Source organism: Brevundimonas sp. (assembly GCF_031412435.1).
Classification (GTDB): Bacteria; Pseudomonadota; Alphaproteobacteria; order Caulobacterales; family Caulobacteraceae; genus Brevundimonas.
In genome coordinates this window covers 31,462-49,273 of record NZ_JANODA010000053.1, presented here as the reverse complement: position 1 = coordinate 49,273, position 17,812 = coordinate 31,462, and the positions used below count along the sequence as shown (strand labels likewise).

The window sequence follows — 17,812 nt, the reverse complement described above, 5'->3', positions numbered from 1 at the left end:
TCAGATGACGCCGATCCAGCGACGCTCTTCGAGCAGATCGAGGATGCGTCGCGCCGCCGCTTCTGGAGACAGGGTGAGGGTGTCGACCACCAGATCGGGACTGCGCGGCGCCTCGTAGGCGGCATCCACCCCTGTGAGGTCTGCAATCTGCCCCGCGTCGGACCTGGCGTAGAGGCCCTTTGGATCCCGCGCCCTGCAGGCGTGAATGGGCGCATCCACGAAGACTTCGAGGAAGGCTCCTGCCGGGAACCGCTCCCTTGCGGCCTGCCGCGCGGCTTCGCTCGGGGAAATGAAGGCGCAGAGGCTGATGACGCCTCCATCCGCGAACAGTTTGGCCACCTCGGCGGCACGACGGATGTTCTCCGCGCGATCCTTCGGCGAGAAGCCGAGGTCGCGGTTCAGACCGTGTCTGAGGTTGTCGCCGTCAAGGAGGATGGTGCGAACCCTACGGGCGTGAAGCTCCCGTTCGAGCACTGCGGCGATGGTCGACTTTCCGGAGCCTGAAAGCCCGGTCATCCAGATCGCGCCGCTCTCGTGTCCGTTCATCTGCGAGCGTTCGCGCCGGGAGACAGCCCCGGACGTCGGGTAGATATTGCGCGACTGATCCAGGGCCTGTTCGGCGACGCCGGCGGCGACAACCGCGCCGGTCTCCCGGTCAATCAGAACAAAGCTGCCCAGAGCAGGATTGTCCGCGAAGGAGTCGAACGGGATCGGCGAAGAGAGGCCTACGGCGGCGCGCGCGATATCATTGGGTGCGAGTGTCGCGGCCTCACCGACCTCTGCATCGATGAGTGCGACCCGAACAGCGGCGGTCCTGGACCCGATCCGGATGCGCAGCGCACGGTCTGGAGAGAACGGCGTGTCGTCCATCCAGAGGAGGCTGGCCGAAAAGCGCTCCACGGTGGCGGGGCGGGCGAAGGGCAGGGCGAAGACGTCGCCCCGGGCGATGTCCACATCTTCCTTGAGCAAGAGCGTGACCGCGTCACCGGTCTCGGCGGAGGTTAGATCTCCGTCCCAGGTCACGATGCGAGAGACCGTCGCTGTACGGCCCGACGGACTCACCACGATCTGATCCCCTGCACGGATCCTGCCGGAAGCCACGGTGCCGGCGTAGCCCCGGAAGCTCTGGTCGCGACGATTGACGTACTGGACGATGAAGCGGAACGGGCGCGCAGAGCGGCCGTCTTCGACCGGGAGGCTTTCCAACGCCTCGATCAAGGTCGGGCCATCATGCCAGCTCAGGGCCGGGCTGCGCTCGACGATGTTCTCGCCATGGCGGGCGCTGATCGGGACGGTGATCACCGTCCGGAACGACAGCCCCGCCGCGAAGGCGGCGTAGGCGGCTTCGATCTTGCGGAAGACCTCGGGATCATGGTCGACCAGGTCGATCTTGTTCACCGCCAGAATGATGTGCCGGATCCCGAACAGGGAGACGATGCGGCTGTGGCGTTCGGTCTGGGCGGTGATGCCCCGGGTGGCGTCGATAAGGATCACGGCCGCGTCCGCGCCGGATGCTCCGGTGGCCATGTTGCGCGTGTACTGCTCGTGTCCGGGCGTGTCGGCGACGATGAAGTTGCGTCGCGCCGTCGAGAAATAGCGGTGGGCGACATCGATGGTGATGCCCTGTTCGCGCTCGGCCTCCAGGCCATCCAGCAGGAGGGCGAAGTCGAGGTTGTCGCCAGTCGTGCCGAAGCGGGTACTGTCGCGCTTCAGCGTCGCCAGCTGGTCGTCGGCGATCTGGCCGGTGTCGTGAAGCAACCGGCCGATCAGTGTGGACTTGCCGTCATCGACCGAGCCGCAGGTGAGGAAACGCAGGTGATCGCGGAGAGGGCGATCCGGATCGATGCGGCGAAGGGTCAAGAGTTCGCCGTCCATCAGAAATACCCCTCGCGCTTCTTGCGCTCCATTGAGGCGGTCTCGTCAGCGTCGATCAGACGGCCCTGCCGCTCCGAACTGCGGGTCGCCCTCAATTCGGCGATCACTTCGTCGATGTCGTCGGCGTCGGATTCCACGGCCGCTGAAAGCGGGTAGCAGCCCAGCGAGCGGAACCTGAGGTTCCGTGTTTCGAGCACCTCGCCGGCGGCCAGAACGAGCCGGTCATCGTCGCGAACGATCAACGAGCCGCCCCGAACCACCACAGGTCTGGGAGCGGAGAAATAGAGCGGCACGACCGGGATGCCCTGTTGGCGCGTGTATTCCCAGACATCGAGTTCGGTCCAGTTGGAGAGGGGGAAGACCCGCAGGGATTCGCCCGGCATCAGACTGGAGTTCCACAGCGTCCAGAGCTCCGGCTTCTGACGGCGAGGGTCCCAGGTGTGACCCGGCCCGCGAACGGAGAAGATCCGCTCCTTGGCGCGGCTCTTTTCCTCGTCGCGCCGGGCGCCGCCGAAGGCGACATCGAACCCGTGCAGGTCCAGGGCCTGCTTCAGGGCGTCGGTCTTCATCACCTGGGTATGGACCGAGGAGCCTGACGCCAGGGGCGAGATCCCCCGCTTCACGCCGTCCTCGTTGATGTGGACGATGAGGCGAACGCCATAGGTGTCGGCGACCGTGTCGCGGTGGCGGATCATGTCCCGGAACTTCCAGGTCGTATCGACGTGCAGCAGCGGGAAGGGCGGCGGGGCAGGGTAGAAGGCCTTGGCGGCCAGATGCAGCAGGACGCCGGAGTCCTTGCCGATCGAATAGAGCATCACCGGATTCCGCGCCGTCGCAGCGACCTCGCGGAAGATCTCGATCGCCTCGGCCTCGAGCCGGCGCAGGTGCGGCGACAACTGTCCACGCGCCTGCAGGCGAACGGGTGGGGTGTCGATCAGTCGGGCAAGCGGTGCGATCTGCGTCATCGGATCCTCTGCGGTCGTCCACTCAAGCGTTCACAGACAGACGGGTCGAACGATATGAACTGGACCAACCGGATAGTTTTTCTGGGGTCAGCCGACGAAGGCGCGTTCGAGCACGAACTGGGCCGGAGCCGCGTTCGATCCTTCGATCAGGCCCGCCTTCTCAAGTCGGGCGCGGACGTCACGGATCATGGCGTTCGAGCCACAGAGCATGACGCGATCCACGGACGGGTCGAAGCCGCCGGTGATGTTGAGGTCCTCGAACAAGGCGCCGCTGTCGATGCGCTCCGTGATCCGACCGGTGCGGACGAAGGGTTCGCGAGTGACGGTCGGATAGTAGAGCAGGCGATCGCGAGCGAGGTCGCCGACCAGGGGGTCGTCATAGATGTCGACGGTGAGGAACTGGCGGTAGGCGAGGTCTTTCGCTTCGCGAACGGTATGGGTGACGATCACCTCGTCGAACCGCTCCCAGGTCTCGGGATCCCGAAGCACGCTGAGCCAGGGCGCCAGTCCCGTGCCGGTGGCGATCAGATAGAGGCGGGCGCCGCCAGTCAGGGCGTCCAGCACGAGGGTTCCGGTAGGCTTCTTGCCCAGCAGGACGCGGTCGCCTGCGTCGAGGAGACCCAGGCGAGATGTGAGGGGGCCGTCCGGAACCTGGATGGAGAAGAACTCGAGCTCGTCGGCCCAGGCCGGACTGGCGATCGAGTAGGCGCGTAGGGTTGGCTTGCCGCCCGGCTGCTCGGAGGGCAGGCCGATCATCACGAACTCGCCGGACCGGAAGCGGAAGCTCTCCGGCCTTTCGATCACGAAACTGAACAGTCGGTCGGTCCAGCGCCTCGTCCAGAGGATCGGCTGATCGTGCCAGGCTGCGGATACGGCGGGCTTCTCTAGAAGGACGGCGTCGGTCATGCGGGGCCCCAGGATGAGAGCCCGCTGTTAGGAGACGGTCACGCCCTGGTGCGAACGACTTCTTCTAATCGTCCCAGGCAGAAAATCTGCCGTGGTCCGTTCTGGGCCTAGAGCTGATCCAGACCGCTGTCATGGAAGGCCGCCTGCTTCTTCAGCCATGCGGTAAAGGCCTGGGCGCTCGGCGACAGGGGGCGCGTCTTGGGATGAACCACGTGATAGGCGAAGCCGACAACCTCCCCCCCGTCGTGGAACGGGGCGATGAGCCGTCCGGCCGCAAGGTCCGCCTGGGCCAGTGTCCGCTTGGCCAGGGCCACGCCGCGTCCGGCGACGGCCGCTTCGATCAAAAGGGCGGACTGGTTGAAACGAGACCCTCGGCGTGGGTCGCCATGCTTCACGCCCCGCGCCATCAGCCACATCGGCCAGTCGGGCCGGCTGGCGTCTCCGTCGCTGGACATGTCGTGCAGGAGGACATGGCCGCTCAGATCCGCCGGGACGCGGATGGGGTTCGGACCCTGCATCAGCGCCGGCGCGCAGACCGGCAGGACGGTCTCGATCAGCAGCCTGTCCGAGACATGACCGGCGTAGTCGCCGGCGCCGTAGCGGATCGCCAGATCGGTCGCGCCGTGGTCGAAGACCACCGGCTCCATGTCGGCCGAAACCCAGATCTCAATGTCCGGGTGGACCCGGTGGAAGTCGTCCATCCGCGGCATCAACCACTTGGATGCGAACGACGGGGTGACGCTGATGGAGACCTGACGCCGGCGCGGCGGCTCGCGCATCAGGGTCGAGGCGTCCCTCAACCTGTCCAGCCCTTCGGCCACCAGCGGCGCGGCCGAGCGACCCAGGTCGGTGAGCTGCAGCCCCTTGGCCTCACGCTTGAACAGGGGAGCGCGGATCGTGTCCTCCAGCTGACGGATCTGTTGGCTGACAGCGCCCGGGGTGACCGCGAGTTCGTCGGCCGCCCGCGAAAAGCTCAGGTGGCGCGAGGCGCTCTCGAAGGCGCGAAGGGCGTTCAGCGGGAGGAGGGTGCGGGACATCCTTGATAGAAATCCTATCAGCCATCCAAAGACAATATCGTTTGTTGGCGGACAGGCCCGCTCGTAGGCGTCGGTTCGAAAGCCTGGCCACTGGAGCGCCAGGGCTGGTTCGATGCGCGTCTTCCTCGCCTCCATCCCCTTGCCCGGTGCGACCGTCGTGGTCGTGGGAGAAGGATCGGCCGCAGCCGCAAAGGTGCGGCTATTCGACGGCTCCGGCGCCGATGTCCGGTGGTTCGCCGGTCCGGCTGCCCAGGCCGAAAACGCGATCCCGCGCTGGCCGGCCGAGCCGGACCTGAACGGAGCGCGCCTGGTCTTCATCGCCGTCGCCGATAATGACCTGCGCGATCTGGCGGCGACCTGGGGTCGGGCCTGCGGCGCACAAGTGAACGTCGTCGACCAACCCGCGCTCAGCGACTTCCATACCCCGGCGCTGATCGACCGCGACGGCGTCGTCGTCGGCATCGCCACCGGAGGTGTGGCGCCTGTTCTGGCGCGCGAAGTGCGGTCGCGTGTCGAGGCCGCCCTGCCGGCCGGTCTCGATCGGCTGGCCCGGCTTGCCGAGGGTCTTCGCCAGACAGTGATTGCCACCTTGCCTGATTTCACGGCACGCCGCCGGTTCTGGGAGGCGGCCTTCCGCGGACCGGCCCGCGATCTGGCCGTCGAAGGACGCACGGCCGAGGCGCGCCGGCACATGCTTCGCCTGCTCAACACCAGCGATGCGTCGCCGGGCGTCGTGCACCTCGTCGGCGCGGGGCCGGGTGATCCGGAGCTGCTGACGCTCAAGGCCTTGCGTGCTCTTCAGGACGCCGACGTGATCGTCCACGATCGGCTGGTGCCGACAACCATCCTCGATCGCGCCCGCCGCGACGCCCACAGGATCTACGTCGGCAAGCAGAGGAACGACCATTCGGTCCCGCAGGCCGAGATCGCGGATCTCCTGATCGCGGAGGCGCGCAAGGGTCACCGGGTGGTGCGGCTCAAGGGCGGCGATCCCTTCGTCTTCGGACGAGGCGGCGAAGAGCTTGAAGCGGTGCAAGCGGCGGGCGTGGACGTTATCGTGGTGCCCGGCATCACCGCCGCACTGGGATGCGCGGCAGCCGCCGGCATCCCCCTGACCTATCGTGACCAGGCCCAGGCCTTGACCTTCGTCACGGCCGAGACCCGCTCGGGCGGGGCAGCTGCTGACTGGTCAGCCCTGTCCGCTCCCAATCATACCCTGGCGATCTACATGGGCGTCTCGGGCGCCCGGAATGTTCAGGATCGACTCATCTCGGGCGGTCGTGATCCGCAAACGCCGGTCGCGGTGATCGAGAATGGCTCCCGGCCCGATCAGAGGACCTTCACAGGCCGGCTTGAAGAGCTCGCCGATCTGGTGCGGCGCGAAGCCATCGCCAGCCCGGCCCTGCTCGTGGTCGGCGAGGTCGCGGCCTGGGCGGAGCCCTCAAGCCGGCTCCTGTCGACGGAAGTTGCGGCATGAAGGTCCTGACCGCCAATCGCCTGTCGGACGGACGGGTCATCTATGTCGGCGTCGCTGGCCGACCGGTCTCAAGCTTCCGCCAGGCCGCCCGGTTCGCCGGTGAAACCGCCGACCGCGCTCTGGAGCGCGCGCTTCTGGAGCCATCCGAATTCGTCGGGCCCTATCTGGTCGAGGTCGAGGTCCACGGCCCATCCGGGCGGGACCGGCTCAAGGAGACCATCCGCGCCCAGGGGCCGACGGTCGGTCACAGTCTGGATCACGCCTGATGTATCGCTACGACGAGTTTGACGCCGCTATCGTCCGCGAGCGGATCACCGAGTTCAGCGACCAGGTCGCCCGGCGCGTGTCGGGAGCCCTGACCGAGGACGAGTTCAAACCGCTGCGCCTGATGAATGGTCTCTATCTGCAGCTTCACGCCTACATGCTTCGCGTCGCCATTCCCTACGGGACCATGGACGGCCGCCAGCTTCATCGCCTGGCCGACATCGCCAGGACCTATGACAAGGGCTACGGCCACTTCACGACCCGGACGAACATCCAGTTCAACTGGCCGGCCCTGAGCGATATCCCGGCGCTGCTTTCGGACCTCGCCGAGGTCGAGATGCACGCCATACAGACCTCGGGAAACTGCATCCGCAACATCACGACCGATGTCTTCGCCGGCTGTGCCGATGACGAGATCGAGGATCCGCGCCCCTGGTGCGAGATCCTGCGCCAGTGGTCGACGATCCACCCTGAGTTCTCCTTCCTGCCGCGCAAGTTCAAGATCGCCGTCACCGGCGCGACCAGGGACCGTGCGGCGATCCGGACCCACGACGTCGGGCTGCAGATCGTGCGCGGGAACGAGGGCCAGACGGCCTTCCGCGTCTTCGTCGGCGGCGGGCAGGGGCGCCTGCCGCATATCGCGCAGGAGATCGCAGCGGCCGTGCCCGCCAAGGACATCCTGGCCTATCTGACGGCTATCCTGCGCGCCTGGAACCTGCTCGGGCGTCGCGACAACATCCACAAGGCGCGGATCAAGATCCTGGTCGCATCGCTGGGCATCGACGCCTTCCGCGACGAGGTCGACCGCCACTTCGCCACCCTGAGGCGGGAGGACCTTCGCATTCCTGACGAAGAGGTGGCGCGCATCCGGGCCTATTTCGCGCCGCCGGCCTTTGAGCTCCTTCCCAAGGCGAGCGACGCCTTCGACAGTCTGGTTCTGGCCAACCGCGACTTCAGCCGCTTCGCGCGCAACAATGTGCGGCGGCACAAGCAGTCCGGCTATGCGGCCGTGATTGTTTCCCTCAAGCCCCGCGGCGGCGTGCCCGGCGACGTCACGGCTGACCAGATGGATGCGGTCGCCGATCTCGCGACCCGGTATTCATTCGATGAAGTCCGGGCCGCCTATGAGCAGAACCTCGTCCTGCCTCACGTCAAACTCGACGATGTCCCCGAACTCTGGCGGCGGCTGTCAGAGCTCGGTCTCGCCACCCCGAACGCCGACCTTGTGACTGACATCATCGCCTGCCCGGGACTGGACTACTGCAGCCTCGCCAATGCCCGATCTATCCCGGTCGCGCAGGCCCTGTCCGAGCGGCTCGCCGATCCCGAGTTCCAGGACCGTCTCGGCCCGATCCGCGTCAACATGAGCGGCTGCATCAACGCCTGCGGCCATCACCACGTCGGTCACATCGGGGTTCTCGGCGTCGATCGGAAGGGCGAGGAATACTACCAGATCACCCTCGGCGGTTCGCCGGACGAGACCGCCGCGCTCGGCGAGATCGTCGGCCGCAGCCTGCCCGCCGACGAGGTCGCGCCAGCGGTCGAACGGACCCTCAACCGCTACCTCGAAATTCGCGAGGACGGCGAGAGTTTCCTCGCCGCCGTGCGTCGTATCGGAGTGGAGCCATTCCGGGACGCGATCTATGGGGGCCTGGATGCAGTGGCTTGATCACGCGCCCAAGGGCTTGCGGTTGCCCGTCACCAGCCCTCTGGACGAGGTGGAGGCCGCGGCTGCGACCGCCGAGGTCATCATCCTGGAGTTCGACGCCTTTCGGGACGGGCGTGGGTTCTCTCTCGCCTCGGTGCTGCGTGAACGCGGCTTCAGCGGTCAGTTGATCGCTGACGGCCGCCTGATCCCCGACCAGGCGCGTCATCTGCGCCGCACAGGGTTTGACGGCGTGGTCATTGGCGCGACTGGAGATGTGGAGGCCTGGCGCCGCATGGACGGGGTGTTCAGCGCCGTCTATCAGCCCGCAGCCACGCGCGAGCTTCCGATCTGGCGAAGTCGCCGGGAGGTCGCGCCTGTCGTGCGGGTTCCCCCTTCTGACAGGTCCGTCACGCCTCGGCGGGCCAGCGCCATGGTGACCGACGACTTCAACAAGCGGGTCCGCGAAGACCGTGCCGACAACATCCTGTGGGTCGCCCTCAAGGACAACCAGGGTCTTCGCCCCGCCGTCCTCTCATCCTTCGGGACCGAGTCCGCCGTTCTCCTGTCGCTGGTCGCTCGCATCGACCCGACGACGCCGATCGTCTTCATCGATACCGGCATGCATTTCATGCAGACACTGTCCTACCGGGACCTCCTGACCCGAGAGCTCGGCCTGACCGATATCCGGATCGCGACTCCTTTCAGGGGAGAGCTGGAAAGCGCCGACCCGACCGGGTCTCTCTGGAAAGCCGACACTGACGCCTGCTGCGACGTCCGCAAGGTTCGTCCGCTGGATCGTGCCCTGGCCGAGATCGATCTCGTCATCACAGGTCGGAAGCAGCACCAGACGGGAGAGCGCGCGGACATGAAGCCGTTCGAATTCTTCGAAGGTCGCGTGCGCGCCAACCCCCTGATGCGCTGGTCGTCCGAACAGATCGAGGAGCGGTTCGTCGCCGAGCAACTGCCCCGGCATCCGCTGAGCCTCAACGGCTACCCATCGATCGGCTGTTGGCCCTGTACGCGACAGGTGAAAGCGAACGACGCACCTCGCGACGGACGCTGGTCCGGCGCCGCAAAAACAGAATGCGGCATTCATCTCGTGCGTCAGGCACAGTTCGCCGGCTGATCCCGCGACAACCCGAATTCAAGAGTATTCCCGTGACGTCTCAACGTTCAGTCCTCGACCTGATCGGTCGAACACCGCTCATGCGCCTCAACCGGCTGTCCGAAGAAACGGGCTGCGAGATCCTCGGCAAGGCGGAGTTTCTGAACCCGGGCCAATCGATAAAGGACCGCGCCGCCCTGTCGATCATTCAGCAGGCGCGTGCATCCGGTGAACTACGGCCGGGCGGAACCATCGTGGAGGGGACGGCCGGGAATACAGGCATCGGGCTGAGTCTGGTCGGCGCCGCTCTTGGCCACCCGGCGGTCATCGTCATGCCCCGCACACAGTCCGAGGAAAAGAAGCAGGCGCTCCGGGCCGTCGGCGCCCGGCTGGTCGAGGTCGATGCCGCGCCCTTTTCGAGCCCGAGCCACTTCGTCCACCATTCGGCCAGGCTGGCCAAGGAGCTCGACGCCTCCCTGCCGAACGGAGCCTTCTGGTCGAACCAGTTCGACAATCTGTCCAACCGTCTGGCCCACTACGAGGGCACCGGCCCGGAAATATGGGAACAGACCGACGGCAAGGTTGATGCCTTCGTCAGCGTGGTCGGGTCTGGCGGCACGCTCGCCGGGGTGGGGCGCTTCCTCAAGGAACGCAATCCGGAGATCCAGACCGCGCTTGCCGATCCGGCCGGAGCCTCCCTGTTCAACTGGTTCACGAAGGGAGAGATGACGTCGGAGGGCACCTCGATCACCGAAGGGATCGGCGTCGGCCGTATCACCGGCAATATCGAAGGCTTTGCTCCGGACCACGCCTACCGGGTCGAGGATGCGGACTTTCTGCCGATCCTGTTTGATCTCGTCGCCGGGGAGGGCCTGTCGCTCGGCGGCTCGAGCGGCGTCAATCTCGTGGCCGCCGTGCGGCTCGCGCGGGAGCTCGGCCCCGGCAAGACGATCGTCACCGTCCTTTGCGACCCCGGCGGCCGCTACGCATCGCGTCTGTTCAATCCCGAATTTTTGAGCGCCCGAGGCCTGCCGACGCCGCCCTGGCTGAACCCTGCCTCCGGTAGCCGCTGATGCTGGACTTTCTCCTGTTTCTACTGGTCGGGTTTGCAGCACAGATCGTCGACGGCGCCCTGGGCATGGCGTTCGGCGTCATCTCCTCGACCCTGCTCCTCAGCCTCGGGACGCCGCCTGCCGCGGCCTCGGCCAGCGTCCATGCTGCGAAGGTCTTCACGGGCACGGCGTCGGAGGTTTCTCATTTCATCAACGGCAACATCCGATGGGCGCTGTTCTGGCCGCTTGCGATCGGCGGCGTGATCGGAGGCGTCGCCGGGGGCATTCTGCTGACCTCCATCGACGGCAAGATCATCAAGCCGTTCGTGCTCGGCTGGCTGGCCTTGATGGGGCTGGTCATCCTTTTCAGGGCCGCAAAGGATATCCGCATCCGCCTGGTGGCCCCACCGGGCGCCGCTCCGCTCGGCGTGCTCGGCGGCTTCCTCGACGCCCTCGGAGGAGGGGGCTGGGGCCCGACGGTCACCACCACTCTGGTCAGCGTCGGCGAGCCGCCGCGCCAGGCTGTGGGTACGGGCAATGCCGTTGAAGCCGTCGTCGCCATCGCGGTCTCCACGACCTTCCTGACGGCGCTCCTGACCGGCCACTGGGGCGATATCGAGGAACTGCAGCGCTACTGGACCTCCGTCGCCGGACTGATCTGCGGCGGTGTCCTTGCCGCGCCGCTGGCCGCGCGGATCGCCAGGCTCTTGCCGGTCCGGCCCTTCGCCCTGGCCATCGGATTCCTTATCCTCGCGTTGGCCGCCGTTCAGCTCGCAGAACCCTTGTTGAAGTCCTGAGGAGGCGGCTGTGCCCGATGCTGTTTTGCCGACGGCATGATGCACCCGGGCGACGCGCCCGGCCTGGGGGTCGATCCCGGGTTGGCGATCCTGACGCCGCTGATCCGTCAGCCTCGCACCGGCGCCAGGATACCGTTGTCGCCGCGCGTCACGACCCAGGTCGACAGGGTGCTGGCGACATAGGGCCTGGCAAGGATGGTCGAGACCGTCTGCAGCCTGGCCTCGGCCCGCTCCGGCGTCAGGGTCAGCAGAATATAGCCCTTGGCCGTCTGGTCGCAGAAGACGACTTCGTCATTGTTCGCCGACAGCAGGGGCCCCAGCGGCAGGGGAGCGACCGCGTCGCCGGGCGACGGGCTGGAGATGGCCGATGTGCCGAACTCGACCGCGCGACGCTCGCCGGCCGAGTCCTTCAGGTCGTTGACCCAGTAGGCGTGGCTGTCGCCGGCCAGGACGATGGGCTGGACCCCGGCCTCCCTGAATGTCGCATAAAGCCGCTCGCGACCGGCAGGATAGCCATCCCAGCCGTCCAGATTGAACGGAACGCCGAGCTTGAACAATTGGATCATCTGACGAAGCCCGGCGCGGACGTCTTCCGGCAGGCCGCCGATCATGCCCTCGATCTGGGCTTCCGAGGCGATTTTGGTCACGTCCGGTCCCTGGACGCGCGCCATGACGATCTGGTTGCCCAGCACTTGCCACGGCTTGTCTGCGGCCTTCGAAGCCGACAACACGCCCTTCAACCAGGCTCGCTGCGCGTCCCCCAGCAGGTCGCGGTCCGGCGCGTTCAGCGTCGCATTGAAGGCGGCCAGATCCGGCGCGCCATCGACAATCGGCATGTCGGTCGCGTAGTCGAGCTGCTTGTTGCGGGCCAGCAAGCGCGTCTCGACCATGGCCAGGGTCGCCAGATCGCCGAACTCGAAGCTCCGGTTGATGGCGTCGAGGCCGAGCCCGCTGCGCGGCTCTCGGATCGGCATCCATTCGTAATAGGCACGAAGCGCGACGGCCTTGCGGGCGGCATAGGCACCCTCGGTCGCGTCCGTGTGGTTTTCGGCCCCCATGGACCAGGCGTCGTTGGCGACCTCGTGGTCGTCCCAGACGCAGATGAAGGCGGCGCGGGCGTGGGCGGCCTGCAGGTCCGGGTCGGACTTGTACTGCGCATGCCGCAGTCGGTAGTCCTCGAGCGTCAGGATCTCGTGCGGCGGCTGCGGAATTCGGCTCAATGCCGCGCCGGTCGCAATGCCGTAGTCGTCGGGCCCGGCGCCGTACTCGTAGATATAGTCGCCCAGGTGCACGATGGCGTCGAGGCGCGGCTCCTTCGACAGGGCGTCATAGGCGTTGAACAGACCCCCCGGATAAAGCTGGCACGAGACGACGCCAAGGGCGACATCGGCGATCGCGCCGACTGGCAGGGTGCGCACGCGACCGACGGGCGAGAGGACGTCCCCGGCGGTGAACCGGTAGAAATACTCGCCGCCCGGCTCCAGGCCCTGGCCGTCGAAATCGTGTTTGACTGTGAAATCGCGCGCGGCCCGGGCGCGTAGTCCGATGGGGGTTCGGACCGGGTGGGAGAAGTCGGCATCGCTCGCGACCTCCAGCTTCACCTCGATGTCCGCGCCTGAGGCGTCAGCGGGCGTCACGCGGGTCCAGAAGATCGCACCGGTCGGGGTCGGATCGCCCGAGGCGACACCGTGCAGGAAGGCGACGGCCGGCGCCTCGGCTGATGCGGCGAAGGCCGGCGTTGCGACGGAGCCGGCCCCGATCAGGCTGAGAAGACTGCGGCGATCGATGCTCATGACGGGGTCTCTGGCGACAGGGGGGAACGGCGCCCCGGGCTCCCGGGGCGCCGTCGACAGGCAAGGTTCTAGTAGTTGAGGCTGAGCGTCACGCCATAGGTGCGGGGCTCGCCGGCGATGAAGGTCGGCAGACCCAGACCGTCGCCGGTGTTGCCGGCGTCCTTGATGTATTCCTCGTCCAGCAGGTTGTCGCCGAACACCTCGACGCCCCAGTTCCCATGCGACGGCACGTAGCGGACCCGCAGGTTGAGGAGGCCGTAGCTGTCCTGAAGCTCGTCGACGACCGTGTCCGGTACGAAGTTGCCGGTCTGCAGCGAGGCGCGGTCGTTGTTGTCGTCGAAGAAGGTCTCCGACTGCCAGGTGTAGGTCGGCTGGACCTCGAAATCGCCGCCCCAGACCGGCAGGCGGTAGATCGCGCCCAGCGAGAAGCGGTTGTCCGGCGACAGGCGGAACTTGTTGCCGTCGAAGATACCGGCCTCGAAGCGTGAGTGGTTGTAGCCGTAGGTGCCGAAGACGTCGAACTGGTCGGTGACCGAGAAGAAGGCCTGGCCTTCGAAGCCATAGCTCTTGGCCTCGCCGGCGTTGGTGGTGATGAACTGGGTGCCGACCTGGATGGTCGCCTGGAAGTTCGTGTACTCGTACATGAAGGCCGAACCGTCGACCCGCAGGCGGCCGTCCAGCAGAGCGGCCTTGGCGCCGACCTCGTAGCTGTCGACTTGCTCGGAATCGACCTCCGTGAACCGTGGCGCTCCGAACGGAGATGACGGCGCCCCGACCGACAGCACCTTGGGCCGGCGGCCGCGGGCGTAGTTGGCGTAAAGGCTGGAGTCTTCCGACAGGGCGTAGCGGCCGGTGACGCGCCAGGTGAAGCCGTCGTCCTCCAGATCCCGGGTGATGACATTGCCGTTTCCGGCTGTGGGCTGGAAGGTCAGGCCGAACAGCGGGAAGGCGGCGGTCACCGGGGCGTTGGCGGCGCCGGGCGTGGCCAGTTGCGGGACCAGGCCGTTGACGAAGGCGCCGAGAGCGGCGGCCTGGGCCAGGGCGGCCGGCGTGCCCTGACGCATCAGGGCCTGGATCTGGGCCGAGGTCTGCTGGATGGCCAGCAGGCCGCCGAGAATCGAACGACCGTTCAGCACCGAGGTCGAATAGCCGGTGGTCTTCTCGTCATTGGTGTAGCGGACGCCGGCGGCGAACTCCCAACGATCGGTCGGACGCCAGGTCAGGTCGCCGAAGATGTCATAGCTGTCGAGCTCGGACGCATTGGTCCCGCTCTCCTGATGCGACGGCTTCAGGTTGGCGTAGATGCCGGGAATGGCGGCGGCCGGAAGGCCGAAACCGGCCAGGATCGGGTTGATCACCGCCGTCGAGGTCACGACGGAGTAGGGCAGGTGGGTGGGCAGGGCGGCCAGTGGCGTGCCGTCCAGCAGGCCGGCCAGCTGGGCCAGGGCCACGCGCTCGTCGAACTCGGTCGGCGTGCGCTGCGTGCCTTCCTCGTGGAAGAAGCCGACGCCGGCGAAGCCCGAAAACTGGCCGCCGTTATCCCAGTTCAGTCGGAACTCCTGGCTCCACTGTTCGCCGTCCGCGTCCTCGATGGCGGCCAGCAGCGGCAGGGAGATGCCGTCGGGATCGAAGGTCTCCAGCGCATGGAACTCGCGCCAGGCGGTCGTTGAGTTGATCGACAGGCTGTCGTTCAGGTCGAACCGCACCAGACCCGTCGCGCCATAGACCTGACGCTGCAGACCCAGGGAGCGACCGCCGTCCAGGTTGGTGGAGGGCGTCAGCGCCGCGCCGGTCCACGGCAGACGATCGCCCAGCGGCCGACCCGTGCCGGCGTTCTGCGGCTGATAGGTCATCGACTTGAAGCTGGTGCCCGGGGCGTCGTCGGACTGGTAGTTGACGATCAGGTCGGCGCGGAAGCCGTTGCCCGGCTCGATCGCGGCCGAGGCGCGATAGGCCTCGGTGTGGAAGCCGTTGTAGTCGTTCCCGCCAAGCAGGTTCTCAATATAGCCGTTGCGGTTCTTGACCCGGGCCGCGAAGCGCAGGCCTGCGACGTCGTTCAGGGGCACGTTCACCGCGCCCTCGGCGAGGTAGTAGCCGAAGTTGCCAAAGCCGAGCCGACCCTCGGCCTCGAACTCATGCACATCGACTTTGTTCTGGATCACGTTGACGCCGCCGATCAGGGCGCCGCGACCGTAAAGCGTCGATTGCGGCCCCTTGGCCACCTCCACGCGTTCGATGTCGAACAGTTCGATGTAGGAGCCGCGCGCCTTGGAGATCGACACGCCGTCCTGGAAGATCGACACGCGGGGCTCGACGGTCGCTTCACCGGAGTCCGATGTGATGCCGCGGATCACGAAGCCCGGATTGTTGGGCGACTGGTTCTGCACGAGGAAGCCGGGCACGAAGGCCGACAGCTCCTCGAAGTCCTGAATGCCGAGGCTCTCCAGGAACTCGCCGCTGTAGGCGGTCAGGGCGAAGGGCACCTCGATCGGGTCCTGGGCGCGCAGCTGGGCGGTGACGATCACCTCCTCCAGCTGGGACGTCTGGTCGTCCGCCGACTGGGCGTTGGCGGAGGTGGCCAGCGCGCAAGCGGCGGCGCAGCCCATGAGAATGGTCTTGGTGTGAGTGCGATTGAACATGACAGCCCCTGTTGCTGGCATGCCCTCTAGCCACGCTTGGCAGCGCCCGTGCGACGGGACGGCGATGAAGTGGTGACGTTTGAGACGTGAACGGAAGGACCCGCGCGTCAGAGGATTTGGCCAGGCGCGCCGCGGTGTCGCCAGTCGAACGCTCCCCTGTCTCTACCAGAGGCCCGCTGGAAGCCTGTGTCAGGGGAGGCGAGCGGTATCGACCATCATCCGGCTAATCCGGGAGCTGAGGATCGCTCTCAACGCGGTAATCAACTCATGCGGGGCGAATGGCTTTTCCAGAATCTGTGAAGCTCCCGCCTCGAGCGCGCACTCTCGCAGAGTCGCATCCGCTTGCCCGGTGACGAGAACGACACGAGTTTGCAGACCGCGCGTCCGTAAGGCCCGGGTCACCTCCAGCCCGCTCATCCCGCGCATCCTCACATCGCAAATCAGGCAATCCGGAACCTGATTGGGTGCGGTCTGGAGAAACGCCACGGGGTCTGCATGCATTCTAACAGCAAAGCCGTGCGCTGAGAGTACGAACCCGAGGGAGTCCCGAAACGCACGATCGTCGTCGAGGACGTCAATGGTCGCTGGAGTCATTCACCGTCTTCAGAGGCTGCCAGCGGCAAAGTGAGTTGAAAAACCGTCCCGCCATGCCGTGCGGGCTCTGCCCAGATGCGACCGCCATGCGCTTCGACGATCGTGCGGCCTATCGAGAGGCCTACGCCCATGCCTCTCTTTCCCTTGGTGCTGACAAATCGTTCGAACAGGGTCGTTGCGACCTCCGGGTCCAGGCCGGCCCCATTGTCGGCAATCGAGATCACGGCCATCTCATCGCTGAACCGGGCGGTCCTGACCTGCAGCACCGGACGAGTTGCATGAGCTGTCGCCTCGATCGCGTTGCGAATGAGATTATGGATGACCTGCTCGATCTGGATCCTGTCAACCAAGACTTTCGTTTCAGGCCCGTCATGCCGAATATCGAGGGCCACGTCCGGAGACGAGGCGCCAAGAAGTGAAAACGCGCACGCCTCGTCGACAAGAACCGGGAGAACCTCGGGCAAGCGGACATTGTCGTCGCTAGACACGAATGATCTCAGATGGCGAATGATCTGGCCTGCACGCAGAGCCTCGCCAATCGCCTTGTCGAACTGCCCCAGAAGCGGGCTGTTTGACGATTCCCGAGCCACCAGGATCCGACAGCCTTCGACGTAATTGATGATCGATCCCAGGGGCTGGTTCAACTCGTGAGCCAATGCCGCAGCCATCTCACCCATGGCCGAGAGTCGAGATTCCTGGCGAAGTCTGGCCTCCAGTTGCTTAGGCTCGGTTATGTCGAAAGACATTCCGACCAATCCTGTCACCAGACCGTCCGCGTCGAACATAGGGGTCTTTGTCGACAACCAGGTGCGCGCACCCTTCACCGGGTGCTCGGCATTCTCCTCAAGCTCCTGGGCGACACCGCCGGCCATGATTGCACGGTCGCGAGTCATGATTACTTCGCCCCGATCAGGGTGGTCCAGAAATTCTCGATCCGTCTTTCTCTCAACCTCGACCCAAGGCTTGCCTATCACAGCGAGTGTTGCCTTGTTCGCTAACAGCAGCCGACCCTCCAGATCTTTCGGAAAAATCAGGCCCGGCGCGGTCTCGACGATGGTTCGCAGAAGGGCGTCGGATTGTTGCTGCTGCTGAACAGCGGTCCGCAACTCGCCTTCGGTATGATCGACCCGCAACGCCAGCTGCGCCCGCGCGGCATCGAGCTCGTCAGCAATGATCCGGCGCGCTTCAATTTCAAGTTGGAGCGCCTTCGGAGAGGGTATGGCGAGCAGGCGAGGAATCAGCCGGTGCAGGGCAATGGCGGTGACGACCGATGCGATGGCAGTCACAGCCTTGAGCCAGCCGGCGGAGATATAGATGGGCTGCCACATGGTGACGATCCCCATCACATGGGTAAGGCCGCAGAGCCCGATGAAGGCAGCGAAAAGCAGGGCGAGCGCCCGGTGCCCGCTGTCGAGATCGCGCCGGGACTTCACGAATTGCGCGATACTGAACGGGATTGCAAAACAGGCTGCGGCTATCAAGCCGTCCGACGCGATGTGCAGAAGCATCAGCTCGGGCCGCCACAAGATACCATTCCGTGTGGCATAAAGCCCTGAACTTCATGCAAAAAATGCATACATTTACCTTACAGACTCACGCACTTGAGAGGGCCCGCGCGGCTGGCGAGATGCTGGAGTCAAAATGTAGTCGGGCACCCTTT

General features: G+C 66.0%; 14 protein-coding genes. 6 read left to right on the top strand and 8 right to left on the bottom strand.

Annotation, left to right across the window (positions count from 1 at the left end):
* From cysC to gcvA, 4 genes are all read right to left on the bottom strand, one after another.
* Entirely contained in the window at positions 1 to 1,875 is a 1,875-nt protein-coding gene (gene cysC, locus RMO01_RS10700) for an adenylyl-sulfate kinase (RefSeq protein WP_309629037.1), read from the bottom strand.
* Entirely contained in the window at positions 1,875 to 2,840 is a 966-nt protein-coding gene (cysD, locus tag RMO01_RS10695) for a sulfate adenylyltransferase subunit CysD (protein WP_309629036.1), read from the bottom strand. The genes cysC and cysD overlap by 1 nt, the downstream gene beginning before the upstream one ends.
* 87 nt (positions 2,841 to 2,927) lie before the next feature.
* Positions 2,928 to 3,746, bottom strand: a complete 819-nt coding sequence (locus RMO01_RS10690) for a ferredoxin--NADP reductase (RefSeq protein ID WP_309629035.1) — start codon at positions 3,744 to 3,746, stop codon at positions 2,928 to 2,930.
* A gap of 107 nt (positions 3,747 to 3,853) precedes the next feature.
* Positions 3,854 to 4,783 (bottom strand): transcriptional regulator GcvA, encoded by a 930-nt coding sequence (gene gcvA, locus RMO01_RS10685; protein ID WP_309629034.1) that lies wholly within the window; start codon positions 4,781 to 4,783, stop codon positions 3,854 to 3,856.
* Between the two features lie 112 nt (positions 4,784 to 4,895).
* On the opposite strand from gcvA, the gene cysG reads away from it, so the two are divergent.
* From cysG to RMO01_RS10655, 6 genes are read left to right on the top strand one after another with little or no spacing between them, the layout of a single operon-like run.
* Entirely contained in the window at positions 4,896 to 6,260 is a 1,365-nt protein-coding gene (gene cysG, locus RMO01_RS10680) for a siroheme synthase CysG (RefSeq protein ID WP_309629033.1), read from the top strand.
* A complete protein-coding gene (locus RMO01_RS10675; RefSeq protein WP_309629032.1) occupies positions 6,257 to 6,526 on the top strand; it encodes a DUF2849 domain-containing protein in 270 nt (89 codons plus the stop codon). The genes cysG and RMO01_RS10675 overlap by 4 nt, the downstream gene beginning before the upstream one ends.
* Positions 6,526 to 8,193 (top strand): nitrite/sulfite reductase, encoded by a 1,668-nt coding sequence (locus tag RMO01_RS10670; protein ID WP_309629031.1) that lies wholly within the window; start codon positions 6,526 to 6,528, stop codon positions 8,191 to 8,193. Before RMO01_RS10675 ends, RMO01_RS10670 begins: the two co-directional genes overlap by 1 nt.
* Positions 8,180 to 9,298, top strand: coding sequence for a phosphoadenylyl-sulfate reductase (locus tag RMO01_RS10665; RefSeq protein WP_309629030.1), 1,119 nt, complete (start codon positions 8,180 to 8,182; stop codon positions 9,296 to 9,298). Before RMO01_RS10670 ends, RMO01_RS10665 begins: the two co-directional genes overlap by 14 nt.
* A gap of 32 nt (positions 9,299 to 9,330) precedes the next feature.
* Complete coding sequence (locus tag RMO01_RS10660) at positions 9,331 to 10,350, top strand: cysteine synthase A (protein ID WP_309629093.1); 1,020 nt, start codon at positions 9,331 to 9,333, stop codon at positions 10,348 to 10,350.
* Positions 10,350 to 11,126: a sulfite exporter TauE/SafE family protein gene (locus RMO01_RS10655; protein ID WP_309629029.1), complete on the top strand. Its 777-nt coding sequence runs from the start codon at positions 10,350 to 10,352 to the stop codon at positions 11,124 to 11,126. The genes RMO01_RS10660 and RMO01_RS10655 overlap by 1 nt, the downstream gene beginning before the upstream one ends.
* A gap of 107 nt (positions 11,127 to 11,233) precedes the next feature.
* On the opposite strand, the gene RMO01_RS10650 is transcribed toward RMO01_RS10655, so the two are convergent.
* The 4 genes from RMO01_RS10650 to RMO01_RS10640 form a co-directional block, all read right to left on the bottom strand.
* Complete coding sequence (locus RMO01_RS10650; RefSeq protein ID WP_309629028.1) at positions 11,234 to 12,919, bottom strand: alkaline phosphatase D family protein; 1,686 nt, start codon at positions 12,917 to 12,919, stop codon at positions 11,234 to 11,236.
* A 68-nt stretch (positions 12,920 to 12,987) separates the two neighbouring features.
* Entirely contained in the window at positions 12,988 to 15,558 is a 2,571-nt protein-coding gene (locus tag RMO01_RS10645; protein ID WP_309629027.1) for a TonB-dependent receptor, read from the bottom strand.
* 189 nt (positions 15,559 to 15,747) lie between these two features.
* Positions 15,748 to 16,152 carry a response regulator transcription factor gene (locus RMO01_RS18105; protein WP_409013069.1) on the bottom strand — a complete coding sequence of 135 codons (405 nt, stop codon included), beginning with the start codon at positions 16,150 to 16,152 and terminating at the stop codon, positions 15,748 to 15,750.
* Positions 16,149 to 17,660, bottom strand: a complete 1,512-nt coding sequence (locus tag RMO01_RS10640; protein ID WP_309629026.1) for an ATP-binding protein — start codon at positions 17,658 to 17,660, stop codon at positions 16,149 to 16,151. Before RMO01_RS10640 ends, RMO01_RS18105 begins: the two co-directional genes overlap by 4 nt.
* Positions 17,661 to 17,812: the final 152 nt, after the last annotated feature.

What these genes read in the sequence shown, in the direction of transcription:
- cysC (WP_309629037.1), bottom strand. Translation starts at nt 1,875, where the DNA reads ATGGACGGCGAACTCTTGACCCTTCGCCGCATCGATCCGGATCGCCCT.
- cysD (WP_309629036.1), bottom strand. Translation starts at nt 2,840, where the DNA reads ATGACGCAGATCGCACCGCTTGCCCGACTGATCGACACCCCACCCGTT.
- RMO01_RS10690 (WP_309629035.1), bottom strand. Translation starts at nt 3,746, where the DNA reads ATGACCGACGCCGTCCTTCTAGAGAAGCCCGCCGTATCCGCAGCCTGG.
- gcvA (WP_309629034.1), bottom strand. Translation starts at nt 4,783, where the DNA reads ATGTCCCGCACCCTCCTCCCGCTGAACGCCCTTCGCGCCTTCGAGAGC.
- cysG (WP_309629033.1), top strand. Translation starts at nt 4,896, where the DNA reads ATGCGCGTCTTCCTCGCCTCCATCCCCTTGCCCGGTGCGACCGTCGTG.
- RMO01_RS10675 (WP_309629032.1), top strand. Translation starts at nt 6,257, where the DNA reads ATGAAGGTCCTGACCGCCAATCGCCTGTCGGACGGACGGGTCATCTAT.
- RMO01_RS10670 (WP_309629031.1), top strand. Translation starts at nt 6,526, where the DNA reads ATGTATCGCTACGACGAGTTTGACGCCGCTATCGTCCGCGAGCGGATC.
- RMO01_RS10665 (WP_309629030.1), top strand. Translation starts at nt 8,180, where the DNA reads ATGCAGTGGCTTGATCACGCGCCCAAGGGCTTGCGGTTGCCCGTCACC.
- RMO01_RS10655 (WP_309629029.1), top strand. Translation starts at nt 10,350, where the DNA reads ATGCTGGACTTTCTCCTGTTTCTACTGGTCGGGTTTGCAGCACAGATC.
- RMO01_RS10650 (WP_309629028.1), bottom strand. Translation starts at nt 12,919, where the DNA reads ATGAGCATCGATCGCCGCAGTCTTCTCAGCCTGATCGGGGCCGGCTCC.
- RMO01_RS10645 (WP_309629027.1), bottom strand. Translation starts at nt 15,558, where the DNA reads ATGTTCAATCGCACTCACACCAAGACCATTCTCATGGGCTGCGCCGCC.
- RMO01_RS18105 (WP_409013069.1), bottom strand. Translation starts at nt 16,152, where the DNA reads ATGACTCCAGCGACCATTGACGTCCTCGACGACGATCGTGCGTTTCGG.
- RMO01_RS10640 (WP_309629026.1), bottom strand. Translation starts at nt 17,660, where the DNA reads ATGCTTCTGCACATCGCGTCGGACGGCTTGATAGCCGCAGCCTGTTTT.